The sequence below is a fragment of the Euzebyales bacterium genome (assembly GCA_035461305.1).
Lineage (GTDB): Bacteria > Actinomycetota > Nitriliruptoria > Euzebyales > JAHELV01 > JAHELV01.
In genome coordinates, this window is sequence record DATHVN010000089.1 from 38,415 (window position 1) to 56,140 (window position 17,726).

Below are 17,726 nucleotides of genomic sequence, written 5' to 3' on the forward strand. Positions count from 1 at the left end.
GTGGGGGGTCTTGCCTCGCGTGCGTCGACCGCGCGCCCGGACCGGCGACGTCCCGACCTACCGCTGTTCGAGCAGTTCGGTGACCTCGTCGCAGATGACGCCAGCCAGCCGGTCCTTTGTCGTCAGGGGCACCTCACGGCGCCCCCCGTCGGCACGTAGCAGCACCGCGCGGTTCGTGTCGACGTTGAAGCCGGCGTCGGCCATGTCGACGCGGTTGACGACGATCAGGTCCAGGCCCTTGCGGTGCAGCTTGTCACGTCCGTGGTCCTCCGCCAAGTCGGTCTCGGCGGCGAAGCCGACGAGCAGACGGCCGTCCTTTTGCGCGCCGAGCTCGGCGAGGATGTCGGGGTTGCGGACCAGGGTGATGCGGGACGCCTCGTCACTGTCCTTCTTGATCTTGTTGCGGCTGTACCGCTCCGGGCGGAAGTCGGCGACGGCCGCGGCCTTGATGACGACGTCGGCGTCGTCGATGAGGGCGAGGACCGTCTCGCGCATCTGCTCGGCGGTCTCGACGCGATGTACGGTCACGCCCGCCGGGTCGTCGAGGTGGTTGGGCGCGGCGACGAGGTCGACGTGGGCACCGCGCCTGCGTACCTCCCGGGCGATCGCGTAGCCCATCTTCCCGCTGGACCGGTTGCCGATGAAGCGCACCGGGTCGATCGGCTCGCGCGTGCCGCCCGCCGACACCACTACGCGTAGCCCCGCCAGCGAGCGGTCCGGCGCGGCAACCGCGGCGACGACCGCGTCGAAGAGGACGTCCTCGTCGGCCAGGCGCCCCTCACCGACATCGCCCGCCGCCAGCTCGCCCTCGTCGGGCCCGACGATGTGGACACCACGGCGCCGCAGGGTCTCGGTGTTGGCGCGCGTGGCCGGGTGGTGCCACATCTCCGTGTGCATCGCCGGGGCGACCACCACCGGGCAGTCGAGCATCAGCGCCGCGCTGGTCACGAGGTCGTCGGCGACCCCGGTCGCCAGCTTGGCCATGAGGTTGGCAGTGGCGGGCGCGAACACCGCCACGTCGGCCTCGCGGGCGAGGTGGATGTGGGGCACCTCGTCGGTGCCGTCGAAGACCCCCATGGGCACCGGACGACCCGTCAGGCCCTCGAAGGTCGCGGGGCCGATGAACGTCGCCGCCGCGGGCGTCAGCAGCGCCTGGACCGTCGCGCCCGCCTTCAGGAGCGCGCGGGCGAGGCTGGCGGCCTTGTATGCGGCGATGCCGCCCGACACCACGAGCAGCACGTGGCGCCCCGCCAGGACGTCCGGGGCGTCCGGCATCGGTCGGGCCGGCTACGAGTCGGACGTGTCGCTGACGCCCTCGGCGGCGTCGTCCACGTCGTCGTCCACGCCGAGGTCGTCCTCGACTGCGCCGAAGTCCTCACCGAGCGTGTAGATCTCAGCGCCACCTTCGCCGCTGAGCAGCTCCTCCGCCGCCCGGCGGACGTCCCGGGCGTACTGCGGGACGATCTTGCCGGCCGCGATCTCCTCGAGGGCGATCGACAGCGGCTTGTTCGAGTCGACCTGCTCCACCAGCGGGGGCGTGTACTGGCCGAGCCCCTCGCCGAGCGAGTGGTAGTAATCGTTGATCTCGCGCGCCCGCTGCGCCGCGAGGTGCACCAGCGTGTACTTGCTGTCGACCTTCGACAGCAGTTCGTCGATGGTAGCGATGACGATGCTCCTTGCGAGTGGATGCTGGGTGTGGAAGATGTCCGCGCAAGCCGATCAGCGGCCGTCGCCTGCCTCCAGTATACGGGCGATGCATGCGGCGGCCGCGTCGACGTCGTCGTTGGTGATGTGGTGGTCGAACGCCGACGCCTGGGCCAACTCCCACTCCGCCAGCGCCATCCGCTCGGCGACGCGATCGTCGTCGTCGGCACCGCGTCGCTGTAGGCGCGTGACCAGCGTGTCGGGATCCGGCGGGTGCAGGAAGATCAGCGTCGCCTGCGGGAACTCCTTCTTGACCGCGAGCGCGCCGTGGATCTCGAGCTCAAGCAGGACCGACCCGCCGTGGGCGAGCGGTTCCCTGACGCTGCGCCACGGCGTGCCGTAGCGGTTGCCGCCGAACGCGGCCCATTCGAGCAGCTGGTCGTCGGCGATCATCCGATCGAACTCGGCGTCCGACACGAAGTGGTACTCGACGCCGTCGCGCTCGCCCGGTCGTGGGGCGCGCGTGGTCGCGGAGACCGACACCGACCAGCCGGACAGCCGGTCACACAGTGCCGCGATGACGGTGCCCTTGCCGACGCCGCCCGGGCCGCTGAGCACCGCGATGCGCGACGTCACGCGGTGGCGCCCGCCTCGATGCGCTGCCGCGTCGGCGACGTCGGGTCGGCGGGACCTGGCGCGTCCCGACGGTCAGCCCAGGTCACGGTCGGAGAACTCCGCAAGCAGCCGATCGCGCTGGTTCACTCCCAGCCCGCGCAACCGGCGTGACGACGAGATGTCCAGGCGCTCCATCAGCCGCCGGGCTCGTACCCGGCCGACCTTGGGCATGGCCTCCAACACCTCCGACACCCTCGTCTTTGCGATGACCTCGTCGTCGTCGGCCCGGGCGAGCACCTCGGGCAGGTCGATCTCGCCCGACTTGAGCCGCTGCTTCATCTCGGCTCGCAGCCTGCGTGCCTCCGCGGCCATGTTGAGTGCCTCGCGACGAGCGTCGTCATCGAGCTCAGGTAACGGCATGGATCCTCCTCGGACGACCTCGCCGGGTGTCCGCGCATCCTATCCAGCGCGCCGGACGGGTCAAAGTGGTGTTCAACTCCCGTGACGCCCGACGGGTGCGGCGACACCGGCCAGGCCCGTCCCGCACGGGTTGGACCTGTCCCATCAGACCTTGGCCACCGGGACGAGTGGTACGCCCGACCCCACGAGCCGGACGGGTCTACAGCTCGCTCGCACCGAACAGTGCCGACAGCTTGAGGTCGTCCTCGGCCAGTTTGTGCGCGCCGCCGGCCTCACGGTCGATGACGCACACGACCTGATCGACGATCGCGCCGCGTGACCGCAGCTCCGCCGCCGAGGCCCGCACCTGGCCACCGGTCGTGATGACGTCCTCGACGATGAGCAGACGCCACCCGTCGATCTCACCGCCCTCGGCCAGGCGCTCGGTGCCGTGGGGCTTGGCCTCCCTGCGCACGAACCGCGTCGGCAGGCCGGTGACCTGTGACAGCACGACTGCCAGGGGCACACCGCCGAGCTCGAGGCCCGCCAGCGCGTCGATGTCGTCAGGCACCAGCGGCTTCATCGCCTCGGCGATGTCCCACAGCAGCGGTGGGTCCGCCTCGAACATGTACTTGTCGAAGTACTCGGTGCTGACGGCCCCCGAACGCAGGACGAAGTGGCCGGTCAGGTACGACCGGTTGCGGATGCGCCTGGCGAGCCGCTCGCGTGTCACCACGGCCGCTACGCCCGCGTCGCCGGCTGCGTTGTCAGCTGCGCCCGGATCCGCCGGACCGCGGCGACGGGGTCGTCCGTCGTGGTCACGGGCCGGCCGACGACCAGTAGGTCGGCACCGGCGTCGACCGCCATCCGCGGCGTGACGACACGTGCCTGATCGTGCATCGCTGCTCCCTCCGGCCGAACGCCTGGTACGACGAGGATCACGTCGTCGTCGACGGCCGAGCGGACCGTCGCGACTTCGTGCCCAGCGCACACGATACCGGCTGCGCCGGCCCCGATGGCACGTGAGGCCAGTCGGGGGACGACGGTTTTCGCATCTTGCATGCCGAGCACCGCCAACTCGTCGTCGTCGATGCTCGTGAGCACGGTGACGGCCAGGATCGCCACGTCCGGTGCGGCCGTGGCGGCGGCGGCGACCATGGCCGCTCCACCGGCGGCGTGCACGGTGACCAGTGACGCGCCATGGGCGGCCGCGGCGGCCGCCGCACCGGCCACGGTGTTGGGGATGTCGTGCAGCTTGAGGTCGCAGAACACCGGAGCGTGGTCCGCGGCGAGGCTGATTGCCTGTGGGCCCAGCGCCGAGACGGCCTCCAAGCCGACCTTCAGGACGTCCGCCTCGCTGGCCAGCGCCGATGCCAACTCGCGCAGGCGCCCCCCGTCGTTGGTGTCCAGTGCGACCGCGATCTTGGGGTCAGGCCTCATGCGGTGCCCTCTCTCGCCCGTCGTGCCTCCCGCACGGGCGCACCGGCGATGCCACGCAGCCTGGCGAGCGACGGCTCGTCGTGCCGCCTGAGCCAGTGGACCAGCCCGCGCACGGCGTCGGGGATGGCGCACGGGTCGGCGAACGTCGCCGTGCCGATCGCCACCGCGCTGGCTCCCCCCATGACGAACTCGATGACGTCCTCGGCGGTCCGCGCCCCGCCCATGCCGATGATCGGCACCTGCCCGAGCGCGCGGTGGACCTGATGGACCGCACGGATGGCGACCGGCTTGATGGCGGGGCCCGACAGCCCGCCCGTGCCGGCAGCCAGCTTCGGACGCCGGGTCTCGAGGTCGATCGCCATGCCGAGCAGCGTGTTGATCAGGCTCACCCCGGTCGCGCCGGCGTCGACCGCCGCGGCCGCGATGCTGGCGATGTCGGTGACGTCGGGTGTCAGCTTCGCGAAGACGGGCACGTCCACGGTCGACGTGACGGCCGCGATGGCCTCTCCGCTCGCCCCGGTGCGGCACGCGAACACGGTGCCGCGGTCCTCGACGTTCGGACACGAGATGTTGACCTCGAGCGCCGCGATCCCGGGCACGTCCTTCAGCCGCTTGGCCAGCAGCCCGTACTCGTCGACCGTCCTGCCGGCGATGCTGGCGATCACGGGGACGTCCTGCGCGGCCAGCCACGGCAGGTCGCGGTCCAGCCACGCGTCGACGCCGGGGTTCTGCAGGCCGATGGCGTTCAGCATGCCGCTGGCGGTCTCGGCCATGCGGGGCGGGGGTAGGCCGGCGCGCGCCTCCAGCGTGACCGACTTCGTCACGACCGCCCCGAGCGTCGACAGGTCGAAGAACCGGGCCATCTCGCGGCCACTCGCGAAGCACCCACTGGCTGTGACCACCGGGTTGCGCAGTCGCAGCGGCCCGAGCTCAACCGCCAGATCGACGCTCAACGGATGATCTCTCCCCCATCTGAGGCGCTTGGTCGTCACGAAGGACCTCGCTGGCGTGAGGAGCCCGGAGTCGCGGGACTCAGGGGAGGTCCGGGGTGACGATCAAGCGCTGAAGCCCAGTCGACCCGTGTCGCGTCGAGGACGGGCCCGTCGATGCACGCGCGCAGGTAGCTCCGCCCGGCGGGCACGACGCAGGTCATGCAGACCCCGACCGAGCAGCCCATGTGTTCCTCGACAGCGACCTGGCACGAGGTTCCGCGGGCCTCGGCGACCCGCGCGACCGCAGCCAGCATGGCCATCGGTCCGCAGGCGAACAGCGCAGCGTCGCCACCGGCGGCCAGGCGATCGACGAGGACGTCGGTCACGACACCCCGTCGTCCTCGGCTGCCGTCCTCCGTGACCTCATGCAGCGTCGGCGGTCGGTCCCGGGACCCGACCTCATGCAGCGTCAGCGCGTCCTCCTGCGCCACCGGATACAACGCGGTGGCCGAACGCGCGCCGCTGAGCACCTCGACGGTGTGGCCCACCCCGACGAGCCGGCCGGCAAGCCAGACGAGCGCCGCGACGCCGTAGCCACCGCCGACCAGCAGGCACCGGGTCGGCTCGCCCGGCACGGCGAAGCCGGTGCCGAGTGGACCGGTGAGGTCGAGGGTGGTGGACATCGGGCGTTCCACCAGCCAGGTCGACCCGCGGCCGACCACGGCGATCACGAGGTCCAGCAGACCGGCGGCCCGGTCGACCCCGGCGATGGCGAACGGCCGGCGCAGCAGCGTTCCGGGCGCACCGACTCCCACACTCACGAACTGACCGGGCACCGCCGCATCGACGATGTCGGGCGCCGCGATCGTGAGCACGTGGTAGATGCCCGCCGCACGCCGGGCCACGAGCGTGCCGGTGGTCGCGACCGGCGCGGACATCGCAGGTTCGGCGGTTGCCGTCACGACCGCGGACCACCCCCGTCGAGCGCGGCTCTGGCGTCGGCGTGGAACTCCTGGAGGCTGCGCACACCCACACCTCCGGAGCGCAGGGCCTCGATGCCCTGGATCGCTGCAAGGATGCCGGACAGGGTCGTGATGCACGGGATGCCGTGACGCACCGCGGCGGTCCGGATCTCGTAGCCGTCGGCGCGTGGCCCGATGCCGCCCCGTGGGGTGTTGAACACCAGGTCGACGTCGCCCGCCTCGATGCGGTCCACGATGGAGGTGTGCCCGGTGGCTCGGGCCTCGGAGAACTTGCGCACGACCTGCGCGTCGACGCCGCTGCGCCGCAGTGTCGCCGCGGTCCCCTCGGTCGCGAGGATCTCGAAGCCCAGCTCGGCCAGGCGCTTGACCGGGAAGATCAGCGCGCGCTTGTCACGGTTGGCGATCGACACGAACACCGAGCCCTTCTCGGGCAGCACCATCGCGCCGGTACCGGCCTGGCTCTTGGCGAAGGCGACGCCGAAGTTGGCGTCGATGCCCATGACCTCGCCGGTCGAGCGCATCTCGGGCCCCAGCCGGGTGTCCACTCCGGGGAAGCGGTTGAACGGCAGAACCGCCTCCTTGACCGCGGTGTAGCGCAGGGTCGGTGCGGTGACCATGTCGAGCGGCGGCGCGAGCCCCTCGTCGCGCAGGTCCTGCAGCGTCGTGCCAGCCATCACGCGCGCGGCCAGCTTGGCCAGCGGCACCCCGGTCGCCTTCGACACGAACGGCGTGGTCCGCGACGCGCGCGGATTGGCCTCGAGCACCAGCGCGACCTCGTCCCGCAGCGCGAACTGGATGTTGATCAGGCCGCGGGTCTCCAGGGCGTCGGCGATCATCCTGGTCTGGTCCCGCAGCACCGACAGCTGCGCGCGGCCCAGCGTGAACGGCGGCAGCACGCACGCCGAGTCGCCGGAGTGCACGCCGGCCTCCTCGATGTGCTCGGTGATGCCGCCGACGAACACCTCGGTGCCGTCGTAGACGGCGTCGACATCGAGCTCGACCGCCGACTCGAGGAACCTGTCGACCAACACGGCACCCTCGGCGGCGTTGGCCTCCAGCCACTGTCGCAGCTGGTCGGCGTCGTACACGATCGCCATCGCACGCCCGCCGAGGACGTACGACGGACGCAGCAGGACCGGAAAGCCGATGCCGTTGGCGATGGCCAGCGCATCGTTGTGCGACGTCGCGACGCCGCCCTCGGGCTGTGGGATCGCAAGCTCGGCGAGCAGCGCGCCGAAGCGGCCACGGTCCTCGGCGCGGTCGATCGCCTCGGGCGCGGTCCCGAGGATGCGCACGCCCTCGGCCTCCAGCGCATGCGCAAGCTTCAGCGGCGTCTGCCCGCCGAACTGCACGAGCACACCGATGTCGTCGGCGCCTGCGGCAACCTCCGCGTCGTGTATCGCCAGGACGTCCTCGACGGTCAGCGGCTCGAAGTACAGCCGATCGGCCGTGTCGTAGTCGGTCGACACCGTCTCCGGGTTGCAGTTCACCATGATGGTCTCATAGCCGGCGTCGCGGAGCGCTTGCACGGCGTGCACGCAGCAGTAGTCGAACTCGATGCCCTGTCCGATGCGGTTGGGACCCGAGCCCAGGATCATCACGCGCGGCCGGTCGCTGTGGCGGACCTCCGTGGTGTCCTCGTACGTCGAGTAGTGGTAGGGCGTGGCGGCGGCGAACTCCGCCGCGCACGTGTCGACCGTCTTGAACACCGGCAGCACGCGGAGCTCGCGACGGCGCCGACGGACCGCGGCCTCGTCAACCCCCAACAGCCCCGCGATCATCGCGTCGCCGAAGCCGGCCCGCTTGGCGCGGCGCAGCAGCCAGTCGTCGACGTTGGCCAGCGTCTCACAGGCGCGCAGGGTCCGGCGCAGCTCGACGATCTGGGCGAGCTGGTCACAGAACCACGGGTCGTATCCGGTGAGCTCGGCGACCCGCTGCGGGGCCCAGCCACGGGTCAGCGCCGCGTCCGCGTCGTGCAGGCGGGTCGACGTCGGCGTGCGCAGCGCGGCGGCCAGCTCGCCGTCGCTGCGGTCGTCGACAGCGCCGACGAGCCCGACCGTGCCGTCCTCCAGCGACCGCAGCGCCTTGCCGAGCGACTCGGTGAACGTGCGGCCGATGGCCATGACCTCCCCGACGCTACGCATCCGGGTCGTCAGACGCCTGTCGACGCCAGGGAACTTCTCGAAGTTGAAGCGCGGGATCTTCGTGACGACGTAGTCGATGGACGGTTCGAACGCGGCGAGCGTCTCGCTGGTGATGTCGTTGGCGATCTCGTCGAGGCGGTAGCCGACCGCGAGCTGCGCGGCGATCTTTGCGATAGGAAAGCCCGTCGCCTTCGACGCCAGCGCGCTCGAGCGCGACACGCGTGGGTTCATCTCGATGACCCTGATGCGCCCTGACGCCGGATCGACCGCGAACTGGACGTTGCTGCCGCCGGTGGCGACGCCGACCTTGCGCATCACCGCGAACGAGGCGTTGCGCAGCTGCTGGAACTCGACGTCGGACAGGGTCATCGCGGGCGCGACCGTGATCGAGTCACCGGTGTGCACACCCATGGGGTCGAGGTTCTCGATGGTGCACACCACCACGCAGTTGTCGGCGTGGTCGCGCATGACCTCGAGCTCGTACTCCTTCCACCCCAGCAGCGACTCGTCGATCTGCACCTGGTCGATCGGGCTCGCGTCGAGGCCCTCGCTGACCAGCCGCTCGAACTCGGGCCAGTCCTCGGCGACGCCGCTGCCGGCACCGCCGAGCGTGAACGACGACCGCACGAGCACCGGGAAGCCCATCTGGTCCGCCAGCCGGCGGGCCGTGCCGAGATCCCGCGCCTCACCGGACCGTGCGACCTCGAGCCCGATCTCGCCCATCGCCTCGGCGAACTGCCGGCGATCCTCGGCCAGGCAGATGCTGGCCAGACCCGCGCCGATCGGCTCGACGCCGTAGCGCTCCAGCACGCCGGCGTTGGCCAGGTCCATGGCGACGTTCAGCCCCGTCTGCCCACCCAGCGTCGGCAGGAGCGCCAGCCGGTGACCGTGCTCGACCTCCCGCGCGATCACCCTGGTGACCATCTCGACGGTCAACGGCTCGACGTAGGTGGCGTCCGCGAACGCCGGGTCGGTCATGATCGTCGCCGGGTTCGAGTTGACCAGCACCACCCGGAAGCCCTCGCGGCGCAGCACCTTGCAGGCCTGCGCGCCCGAGTAGTCGAACTCGCAGGCCTGGCCGATGACGATCGGGCCGGAGCCGAGGACGAGGACCGTATCGAAATCACCGCGTGCCGGCATGGTCAGGCCCCCCCGGTGCGGGCGACGGGTCGCGCACCGACCAGCTCGGGCCACGCGACGGGACCTGCCGTGACCCCGCGTCCACACCGCGTCATCAGCTCGGTGAACCTGGTGAACAGGTACCGCCCGTCGTGCGGCCCCGGCGCGGCCTCGGGGTGGTACTGGACGCTGAACGCCGCCACGTCGTGGCAGGCCAGGCCCTCGTTGATCCCGTCGTTGAGGTTCAGGTGGGAGGCGGTGACCCGGCCGAACCGGTCGGCTGTCGCGAGCGAGGCGTTGTCCACGGCGAACCCGTGGTTGTGCGTCGAGATCTCGACCGTGTCGTCGGCGACGTTGCGGACCGGTTGGTTGGTCCCACGGTGGCCGAACGGCAGCTTGTAGGTCGTCGCGCCGACCGCATGGCCGAGCAGCTGGTGGCCGAGGCAGATGCCGAACACCGGCAGCCCCGCATCGAGCAGGCCGCGCAAGGCCTCGATGCCGTACGTCACGGCCGCCGGGTCACCGGGACCGTTCGAGCAGAAGACCCCGTCGGGCTCCCACGCCAGCACGTCGTCGGAGGGGGTCGTCGCCGGCACGACGCGCACGGCACAGCCCGCCGCGGTCAGCAGCCGCAGGATGTTGCGCTTGATGCCGAAGTCGTAGGCGACGACCCGGAACCGCGCGTCCGCGACCTCGATGTCGCGCACCGTGTCGGTGGACACCTCACGCGCGAGGTCGGCGCCGGTCATCTGCGGTGCCGCACGGACGATCTCGAGCAGCGCTGCCGGGTGGTCGAGCTCGGAGCTGATGCCGGCGCGCATCGCCCCCGCCGAGCGGATGTGGCGCGCCAGGCGGCGGGTGTCGACCTCGGTGACGCCCACGACGCCCGCGTCGGCGAGCTCGTCGTCCAGGCTGCCGGTCGCCCGCCAGTTCGAGTGCATCCGGCTCGCGGACCGGACGATGAACCCTGCGACCTGCACGCTGCCGGCCTCGGCGTCGACCCCGGTCGTCCCGTAGTTGCCCTGATGGGGCGTGGTCATCGCCACGAGCTGACGGTGGTAGCTCGGGTCGGTCAGGACCTCCTGGTAGCCGGTCAGGCTGGTGTTGAAGACCACTTCGCCGGTGCTTGTGCCGGTGGCGCCGTAGGCCTCGCCGACGAACGTCTCGCCATCCTCGAGCACGAGCAGGGCCCGTGGGCGTCGTTCGATCATCACGACAGATCGTCCATCCCGTCGTCGCCGCCCGCCGATGGCAGCGGCTCGCCGTCCCGTACGGTGAACCGTCCGCGCAACAGCGTGTAATGCACCCGCCCCCACAGCTGCCGGCCCGCGAACGGCGTGTTGCGACTGCGGCTGTGCGACGCGCGTGGATCGACCCTCGACTGCGCATCGGGATCGAACAGCACCAGGTTGGCCGGTGCGCCCGGTGCGATCGGTCCGCCGTGTCCGACGATATCGCGGCTGCGTGCCGGCTTCGTCGACAATGCCGCGATCGCCTGGGACATCGTCAGCACGCCAGGCCGCACCAGCTCGGTCACCGTGACCGCCAGTGCGGTCTCGAGACCGAGCATGCCGCAGGGCGCGGTCGCCCAGTCCCGCTCCTTCGTCTCGGGCGGATGTGGCGCATGGTCGGTCGCGATCGCGTCGATGGTGCCGTCAGCCAGACCCGTGCGGACAGCCTCGACGTCGGTCTTGACCCGCAGGGGCGGGTTGACCTTGTAGACGGGGTCGTAGGTCGCGACCTGCTCGTCGGTCAGTGTGAAGTGGTGGGGCGTGGCTTCGGCCGTGACACGCGTGCCCCGCGCCTTGGCCTCGCGAATCAGTGCGACCGTCTCGGCGGTCGACACGTGCGGGATGTGCAGGCGCGCCCCGAGGCCCCGCGCCAGGATGAGGTCGCGGGCGACCATGGCCTCCTCCGCCTCGCGCGGCCAGCCCGTCAGGCCGAGCATGTCGGACCGCACGCCCTCGTGCATCTGCGCGTCACGGGTGAGGGTGGGTTCCTCGGCGTGGTTGCACATGATCGCGTCCCACGTCCCGGCGTACGCCAGGGCCTGCCTCATCACACGCGCGGAGTGCACCGGGTGCCCGTCGTCAGAGAAGCAGCGCACCCCGACGGCCGCCATGGCGCCGAGCTCGGCGAGTTCCTCGCCAGCGAGGTCGCGGGTGATGGCCCCGACGGGGAACACGTCGCACATCGCGGCCTCACGTGCCAGCCGCAGGACCTGCTCGATGACGCCGGCATGGTCGGCGACCGGCTGCGTGTTGGCCATCGGGCAGACCGCAGTGAACCCGCCAGCCGCGGCGGCGGTGGTGCCCGTCTCGACGGTCTCGGCATCCTCGCCACCCGGTTCGCGCAGGTGGACGTGCAGGTCGACCAGGCCGGGGGCCAGGATCAGGCCCGTCGCGTCGATGCGCAGGCCGCGTGACTCAGGCCCGACGGAGTCGACCCTGTCGCCCTCGATGACCACGTTGGCGGTCTCGTCGCGTCCGCTGGCCGGGTCGACGACCCGCACGCCCGTGAAGGTGAACAGCGAGTGCTCGATCATGCCAGCGACCTGACGCGGACGGCGCGGTAGGTCATCTGCGGCGGCCTACCGCTGACGCTGCTTGAGGTCATCTCGGCGACCTACCGCTGACGCTGCTTGAGGTCATCTCGGCGACCTACCGCTGACGCTGCTTGAGGTCATCTGCGGCCTGCCGCCGCGAGGTGGGGTGGTCATGGAGTCAACTGTCTTGGGTCGGGTGGTCGCCCCCGAGCATCAGGTAGAGGCAGCTCATGCGCACCGCGACGCCATTGGCCACCTGACGGGTGATCAGCGAGTTGGGCGCGTCCGCCACGTCCGCTGTCAACTCGATCCCGCGGTTCATGGGACCAGGGTGCATGATGACTGCCTGGTCGGCCAGCTGGCCGAGGCGGTGGCGGTCGACTCCCCACAGGCGCGCGTACTCGCGGATCGAGGGGATGAACTGCTCCTTCATCCGCTCGCGCTGGACCCGCAACATGTAGACCACGTCGGCCTTGCCCAGCACCGGGTCGGGATCGTGCGCGACGTCGACGCCCCAGTCCTCGGCCGCCATCGGCAGCAGGGTGGGCGGACCGATGAGCGTGACGCCGGCGCCCATCGTGCGCAGCCCCTGCACGAGGCTGCGCGCCACGCGCGAGTGGAGCACATCGCCGACGATGGCGACGTGCAGCCCGTCGAGCCTTCCGAAGCGCTCGCGGATCGTGTACAGGTCGAGCAGCGCCTGGGTCGGATGCTGGTGACGACCGTCGCCGGCGTTGAGCACGTGCCCGTCGACCCAGCGCGTCAGCTGCCACGGTGCGCCCGACGCGGGATGGCGGACCACGACCGCGTCGACACCCATCGCCTGCAGGGTCAGTGCCGTGTCCTTCAGCGACTCCCCCTTCGACACGCTCGAGCCCTTGGCCGAGAAGTTCAGCACGTCGGCCGACAGACGCTTGGCGGCGATCTCGAAGCTCACCCGGGTGCGGGTCGAGTCCTCGAAGAACAGGTTGCACACCGTGCGCCCGCGCAGGGTCGGCACCTTCTTGATCGGGCGCTCGGCCAGCGCCTGGAACGCCCCGGCCGTGTCGAGGATCTCGGTGATCAGCGGCGCGTCGAGGTCGTCCATGCTCAGCAGGTGCGACAGCCGCCGGCCTTCGCCGGCCGCCGCCCGGTCGAGCGCGATCGGATCGTGGGTCGTCATGCCGGGCCCCCGTTGTCGGCGTCGGCAATCGACACGGCGTCGACCCCGTCGTGCTCGACGAGCCGGACCTGCACCGTCTGGTCGGGCGAGGTCGGCAGGTTCTTGCCGACGTAGTCGGCGCGGATCGGCAGCTCGCGGTGGCCGCGGTCGACCAGCACCGCCAACTCGATCGCCGCGGGGCGGCCCTGGTCGATCACCGCCTCCATCGCCGCGCGGATCGTGCGGCCGGTGTAGAGCACGTCGTCGACGAGCACGACGGTCAGGCCCTCTGTGTCGACCGGGGTCCAGGTGCGCTCCAGCGGCCGCGGGCCGATGCGCGCGTAGTCGTCGCGGTACAGGGCGACGTCCAGCGTCCCCGCGGGGACGGCTACGCCCTCGATCTGCTCGATGTCGGCGACCAGGCGGCGCGCCAACGGCACGCCGCGGGTGTGGATGCCCAGCACGACGAGGCCCTCGGCTCCGGCGTGGCGTTCGAGCAGCTGGTGGGCCATGCGGCGGACGGCGCGCCGGATCGCATCGGCGTCGAGGACCGTGCGGGAGGAGGTGGCACCCGAGGCGGATCCGGGTGCGCGCGCAGACGTCATCGCAGGGTGACCTTTCTGGCCTCACCGGACCAGGCTTAAAGGCGTCGGCAGGAACCTAGCAGCCACCCCGTGGGGTCACAACGAGGCGGCACACGGCAGCCGCATCACGGGTGAGGATGGGCGGTGCCCTCCCGCATGCTGGCGACGCGGTCCTCACGGCGGGCGACCTGGGCCAGCACCCCGTTGATGAACCGTCCGGAGTCCGCGGTCGACAGCTCGTTTGCCAGCTCGACGGCCTCGTCGATCACCACCGCGACCGGCACATCTGAGCAGAGCAGCTCCCACAGACCAAGGCGGAGCAGGTTGCGGTCGACGATCGGCATGCGCTCGATCGTCCAGCCCCGCGCGTAGGCGGTGATCAGCCGGTCGACCTCCGCGCGCTCCCCGGCCACGCCCTCCACCAGCGTCGTGGTGAACACGGTCGGCGGCTCGCCGCCGGCGGCCGCGCGCCCGAGCACCTCGGCGGGCTCGTCACCGCGCAGGTCAGCTTCGTAGAGCAGCGCGGCCGCGCGCTGCCGATCGGCGTGTCGTGACTGCACCATCGACCTGGAGACGCGCGTCAGGCGCGGGAGCTGTAGGCGCCGGTCCGCGTGTCGACCTTGATGCGCTCGCCCGGGTTGATGAACAGCGGAACCTGGACGACCGCCCCGGTCTCCAGCGTGGCGGGCTTGGTCGCACCCGACACGCGGTCACCCTGCACGCCGGGCTCGGTCTCGGTGATCTCCAGCTCGACGCTGGCCGGCAGGTTGACCCCCACGACCTCGTCCTCGTGGAACACCAGCTCGATCGTGTCGCCCTCGACGAACCACAGCGCGGCGTCGCCGATCGCCTCCTCGGGGACGTAGGTCTGCTCGAAGTGCTCGGTGTCCATGAAGACCAGCTGTGCGCCGTCGCGGTACAGGTACTGCAGCTGGCGGCGCGTCAGGATCGCCTGGTCGACGTTCTCCCCGGCGCGGAACGTGCGGTCGACGGTCTTGCCGCTGCGCACGCCCTTCAGCGTGGTGCGCACGAACGCGCCGCCCTTGCCGGGCTTGACGTGCTGGAAGTACTCGACGCGCCACAGCTCGCCGTCGATCTGCAGCGTCATGCCGTTCTTCAGGCTGTTGGTGGACACCATCGGGGGACCTCGCGGGTGCAGCGGTGGGAGGCGGTGGGCGGCGCGAACCGACCGGCGACCCTGCAGCGGCGCGCAGCGTCCGCCCGTCGCGCGGTGGAGCGAGAAGTGTAGCGTCAGCCGCCCTCGCGGGATCGCGCCAGGTGGCGCGCCGCCAGCACGGCAAGCTCGTAGCCGTACGGTCCCGCCCCGGTGATCGTGACGTCGACGACCGGGCTGACGACGCTGGTGTGGCGGAACGTCTCACGCGCGGCGGTCTGCGACAGGTGGACCTCGACGGTCGGCAGGCCGACCAGCTCGACGGCGTCGCGCAGGGCGTAGCTGTAGTGGGTCAACGCGCCCGGGTTCAGCACGATCGCCGCCGTGCCGTCGGTGCGGGCCAGGTGCAGCCGCTCGATCAGCGCGCCCTCGTGCTCGGTCGTGAACTCCTCGACGTCGGCGTGCACCCGCTTGACGGCTGCGACGATGTCGGCCATCGTTGCACTTCCATAAATGTGGGGGGCGCGGTGGCCAAGTTGCGAGAGGTTCGGGCCATTCGCGAGCAGAATGCGCACACTTCCTCCTGACGTCGGCGTGGATCCTATGGGCACGACCTCGAGCGGTGCCGACAGGCACGTCAACAGCGCCGTCGGGCGCGTCGTCGACCTGCTCGACGACGCGGTCAGCCCAGGCATGCTCGGTGACGTCCTGCGCCGCCTGGCCGAATCGCTCGAGGTCGACGAGCTCGCCCTGTTCTCCGGTTCCACGCCCGCGGTGCTGATCGCTGCCGGGGGCCCGCGGGTGGTCGCGGACCGCAACGCGGCCGACGACCGCGTCGACCGCGCGGCGATCGCCGGCACAATCGTCCAGGTCGGCGGCGACGGGGATCGCGAGCCGTGGGTCATCGACCCTGAGACCATCGTGCACGGTGGGCTGTGGGTACCGGCGCCACCGGACGCGGCGGTGCCAGCGGTCGTGCGAGCGCTGCGGGTCGACGGCCGGCCGTTCCCGGCGGGCACGCTGCAGGTGCTCACCGTGGTCGTGCGGCGCGCCGCGACGGCGCTGCAGCGGCTGCACCGGCAGCAGTTCGAGCAGGCCCGCGACGCGGAGCGCGCGCAGCTGTTCCTGGTGTCCGCCAGCGTCGCCGGGGACCTCGACTTCGGGCTGGTCGCGATGCGCGTCGTCGAGGGCATCACCCGGGTCACGGAGTTCGGGGCCGCCACCGTCGAGGTGGTGGACGGCGACCGCGTGCGGCGGGCGGCGGCCTGCGGCGACGAGCGCCTGACCGTCGGCGTGTCCAGCCCGCTGCAGCGATGGCGGGACGCCCTCACCGACGACCGGGGAATCGGTGAGCTCAGCTTCCTCCTGCCCCTGCACGGGTCACTGCCTGCCGCGGGCGAGCCCGACGCCGCCACCGGCGTGGTCACGCAGCTGCGGGGCAGGGACGGCGAGGTCCTGGGCTTCCTCACGCTGGCGCAGCCACGCACGGCCGCCGCGCTCGAGCCGCACACGATCCAGACCGTCGAGCTGTTCGCCCGCCAGGCGCAGATCGCGCTCGTCAACGCCGCCCTGCTGCGCGAGTCGGAGCGCCAGCGCGACATCGCCCACACGCTGATGCAGGTCACCAGCGAGCTCGCGACCGGCCTCGACGTCGACGGCATCCTGGCGACCTGCCGCCGCGTGGCTGTCGCGAACTCCGTCGCCGAGCGGGCGACGCTGCTGGTCGTGGACGACGGCGGACGCGTGCAGGTCGCGCCCGCCACGGCCGGCCGGCCCGTCGGCGACCCACCCGGGACGCCGGCGTCCATCGACGACGATCAGCTCCTGGCGGACTGCCTGGGGGCGGACGATCCGATCATCATCCACGACGTCACCTCGTCCCCGCATGCGACCGCCCCCGTGCTCACCGCGCTCGAGGCGCGCAGCGCCGCGCTGTACCCGGTGCGCGCCGGTGGTGACGCGCTGGCGGTCCTGATCGTCAGCCACCGAACGACCGTGCGGTTCCCCGCCGACGAGGTGGCGCTGCTGCGCCAGATCGCCACCCAGGCGGGCACGGCGCTGCGGCAGTCGCTGCTGCACGAGCAGACCCGCGAGCACGCCGAGCACAACGCCCGCCTGGTCCGGCTGACGACCGCGATGACGACGACGCTGAACTTCGAGGTCATCTTCCGGCGCATCGTCGAGGCGGTGACCGACCGACTCGACGCCGACACCGTGTCCGTCCTGCGCATCGGTGACCACACCGCCCAGGTGCTGGGCCACATGGCCGACGGCGACGTGCACTGCGGCCGGCCGCCACTGGAGGTGCCGATCGACGACCGGCTGGCCGAGGCGCTCCAGCTGGTGTGGGACCGTGGCACGCTGCGCATGGACGACGTGCGCACGTGCCCCGCCCTGTCGTCGATCGCCCGGTCGTCGACGCGCGCCGCCGTCCTGGCCGCGCCGGCGAACCGTGCCGAGACCAACGTGCTGCTGACCGTCAGCAGCCGCGCGACCGCCGCGTGCGGATCCGCCGAGGAGCGCTTCCTCGCCGACCTGGTCCGCGTGACCCGGCTCGCCGTGCGCAACGCCGACCTGTTCGACGAGGTGCTCGAGTCTGCGCGCCGCGACCCGCTGACCGGGCTGCTCAACCGACGGGTGTTCTGGTCGACGCTCCAGGACCACCTCCGCCGGCTGAGCTCCCAGGAGACGCTGGCTCTCGCCGTCATCGACGCCGACGACTTCAAGCAGATCAACGACCGCCACGGCCATGCGGTCGGCGACGTCGCGCTGCAGCACATCGCGACCCAGCTCGAGGGGACCGTGCGCGACGACGACCGCGTGTTTCGCATCGGCGGCGAGGAGTTCACGGTCATCATGCCCACGGCCAGCGCGGAACGGGCCTACCGGATGCTGCGCCGGTCCATGCGGGCGGTCAGCGCCCGCCGGGTCGACCTGCCGCCGCTGTCGATCTCCGCGGGCGTCGCGGTCGCGCCGTTCGACGGCACCACGGCCGACGCGCTGTTCGGCGAGGCCGACCGCGCCCTGCTCAGCGCCAAGCGTCACGGCAAGAACCGAGTCGAGCTG

17 protein-coding genes are annotated in these 17,726 nt (G+C 71.6%); 1 reads left to right on the forward strand and 16 read right to left on the reverse strand.

Features of this window, described 5'->3' with window-relative positions; all coding sequences use genetic code 11:
- Positions 1–57: 57 nt before the first annotated feature.
- From coaBC to VK923_08420, 16 genes are all read right to left on the reverse strand, one after another.
- Entirely contained in the window at positions 58–1,275 is a 1,218-nt protein-coding gene (coaBC, locus tag VK923_08345; GenBank protein ID HSJ44674.1) for a bifunctional phosphopantothenoylcysteine decarboxylase/phosphopantothenate--cysteine ligase CoaBC, read from the reverse strand.
- A 12-nt stretch (positions 1,276–1,287) separates the two neighbouring features.
- On the reverse strand, positions 1,288–1,704 hold the full coding sequence (gene rpoZ, locus VK923_08350) for a DNA-directed RNA polymerase subunit omega (protein HSJ44675.1): 417 nt from the start codon (positions 1,702–1,704) through the stop codon (positions 1,288–1,290).
- Between the two features lie 15 nt (positions 1,705–1,719).
- Positions 1,720–2,280, reverse strand: coding sequence for a guanylate kinase (gene gmk / locus VK923_08355; GenBank protein HSJ44676.1), 561 nt, complete (start codon positions 2,278–2,280; stop codon positions 1,720–1,722).
- A 72-nt stretch (positions 2,281–2,352) separates the two neighbouring features.
- Positions 2,353–2,679, reverse strand: a complete 327-nt coding sequence (gene mihF, locus VK923_08360) for an integration host factor, actinobacterial type (GenBank protein ID HSJ44677.1) — start codon at positions 2,677–2,679, stop codon at positions 2,353–2,355.
- A 199-nt stretch (positions 2,680–2,878) separates the two neighbouring features.
- Positions 2,879–3,394 carry an orotate phosphoribosyltransferase gene (gene pyrE / locus VK923_08365; GenBank protein HSJ44678.1) on the reverse strand — a complete coding sequence of 172 codons (516 nt, stop codon included), beginning with the start codon at positions 3,392–3,394 and terminating at the stop codon, positions 2,879–2,881.
- Between the two features lie 5 nt (positions 3,395–3,399).
- A complete protein-coding gene (pyrF, locus tag VK923_08370; protein ID HSJ44679.1) occupies positions 3,400–4,098 on the reverse strand; it encodes an orotidine-5'-phosphate decarboxylase in 699 nt (232 codons plus the stop codon).
- Positions 4,095–5,051: a dihydroorotate dehydrogenase gene (locus VK923_08375; protein HSJ44680.1), complete on the reverse strand. Its 957-nt coding sequence runs from the start codon at positions 5,049–5,051 to the stop codon at positions 4,095–4,097. Before VK923_08375 ends, pyrF begins: the two co-directional genes overlap by 4 nt.
- 35 nt (positions 5,052–5,086) lie before the next feature.
- The gene (locus VK923_08380; GenBank protein HSJ44681.1) at positions 5,087–5,992 is read right to left on the reverse strand and encodes a dihydroorotate dehydrogenase electron transfer subunit; all 906 of its coding nucleotides are present in this window, start codon (positions 5,990–5,992) and stop codon (positions 5,087–5,089) included.
- Positions 5,989–9,297, reverse strand: a complete 3,309-nt coding sequence (gene carB / locus VK923_08385; protein HSJ44682.1) for a carbamoyl-phosphate synthase large subunit — start codon at positions 9,295–9,297, stop codon at positions 5,989–5,991. Before carB ends, VK923_08380 begins: the two co-directional genes overlap by 4 nt.
- Before the next feature lie 2 nt (positions 9,298–9,299).
- Positions 9,300–10,487, reverse strand: coding sequence for a glutamine-hydrolyzing carbamoyl-phosphate synthase small subunit (gene carA / locus VK923_08390; protein ID HSJ44683.1), 1,188 nt, complete (start codon positions 10,485–10,487; stop codon positions 9,300–9,302).
- Positions 10,487–11,821, reverse strand: coding sequence for a dihydroorotase (locus tag VK923_08395; protein ID HSJ44684.1), 1,335 nt, complete (start codon positions 11,819–11,821; stop codon positions 10,487–10,489). The genes carA and VK923_08395 overlap by 1 nt, the downstream gene beginning before the upstream one ends.
- 178 nt (positions 11,822–11,999) lie before the next feature.
- Positions 12,000–12,983, reverse strand: a complete 984-nt coding sequence (locus VK923_08400) for an aspartate carbamoyltransferase catalytic subunit (protein ID HSJ44685.1) — start codon at positions 12,981–12,983, stop codon at positions 12,000–12,002.
- Positions 12,980–13,567 (reverse strand): bifunctional pyr operon transcriptional regulator/uracil phosphoribosyltransferase PyrR, encoded by a 588-nt coding sequence (pyrR, locus tag VK923_08405; protein HSJ44686.1) that lies wholly within the window; start codon positions 13,565–13,567, stop codon positions 12,980–12,982. The genes VK923_08400 and pyrR overlap by 4 nt, the downstream gene beginning before the upstream one ends.
- 104 nt (positions 13,568–13,671) lie before the next feature.
- Complete coding sequence (nusB, locus tag VK923_08410; protein HSJ44687.1) at positions 13,672–14,109, reverse strand: transcription antitermination factor NusB; 438 nt, start codon at positions 14,107–14,109, stop codon at positions 13,672–13,674.
- Positions 14,110–14,126: 17 nt separating this feature from the next.
- The gene (gene efp, locus VK923_08415; GenBank protein HSJ44688.1) at positions 14,127–14,684 is read right to left on the reverse strand and encodes an elongation factor P; all 558 of its coding nucleotides are present in this window, start codon (positions 14,682–14,684) and stop codon (positions 14,127–14,129) included.
- 113 nt (positions 14,685–14,797) lie between these two features.
- The gene (locus tag VK923_08420; protein HSJ44689.1) at positions 14,798–15,355 is read right to left on the reverse strand and encodes a type II 3-dehydroquinate dehydratase; all 558 of its coding nucleotides are present in this window, start codon (positions 15,353–15,355) and stop codon (positions 14,798–14,800) included.
- On the opposite strand from VK923_08420, the gene VK923_08425 reads away from it, so the two are divergent.
- Positions 15,264–17,726, forward strand: a 2,463-nt coding sequence (locus tag VK923_08425) for a sensor domain-containing diguanylate cyclase (GenBank protein HSJ44690.1), incomplete at its 3' end; no start/stop codon positions are given. The genes VK923_08420 and VK923_08425 overlap by 92 nt on opposite strands.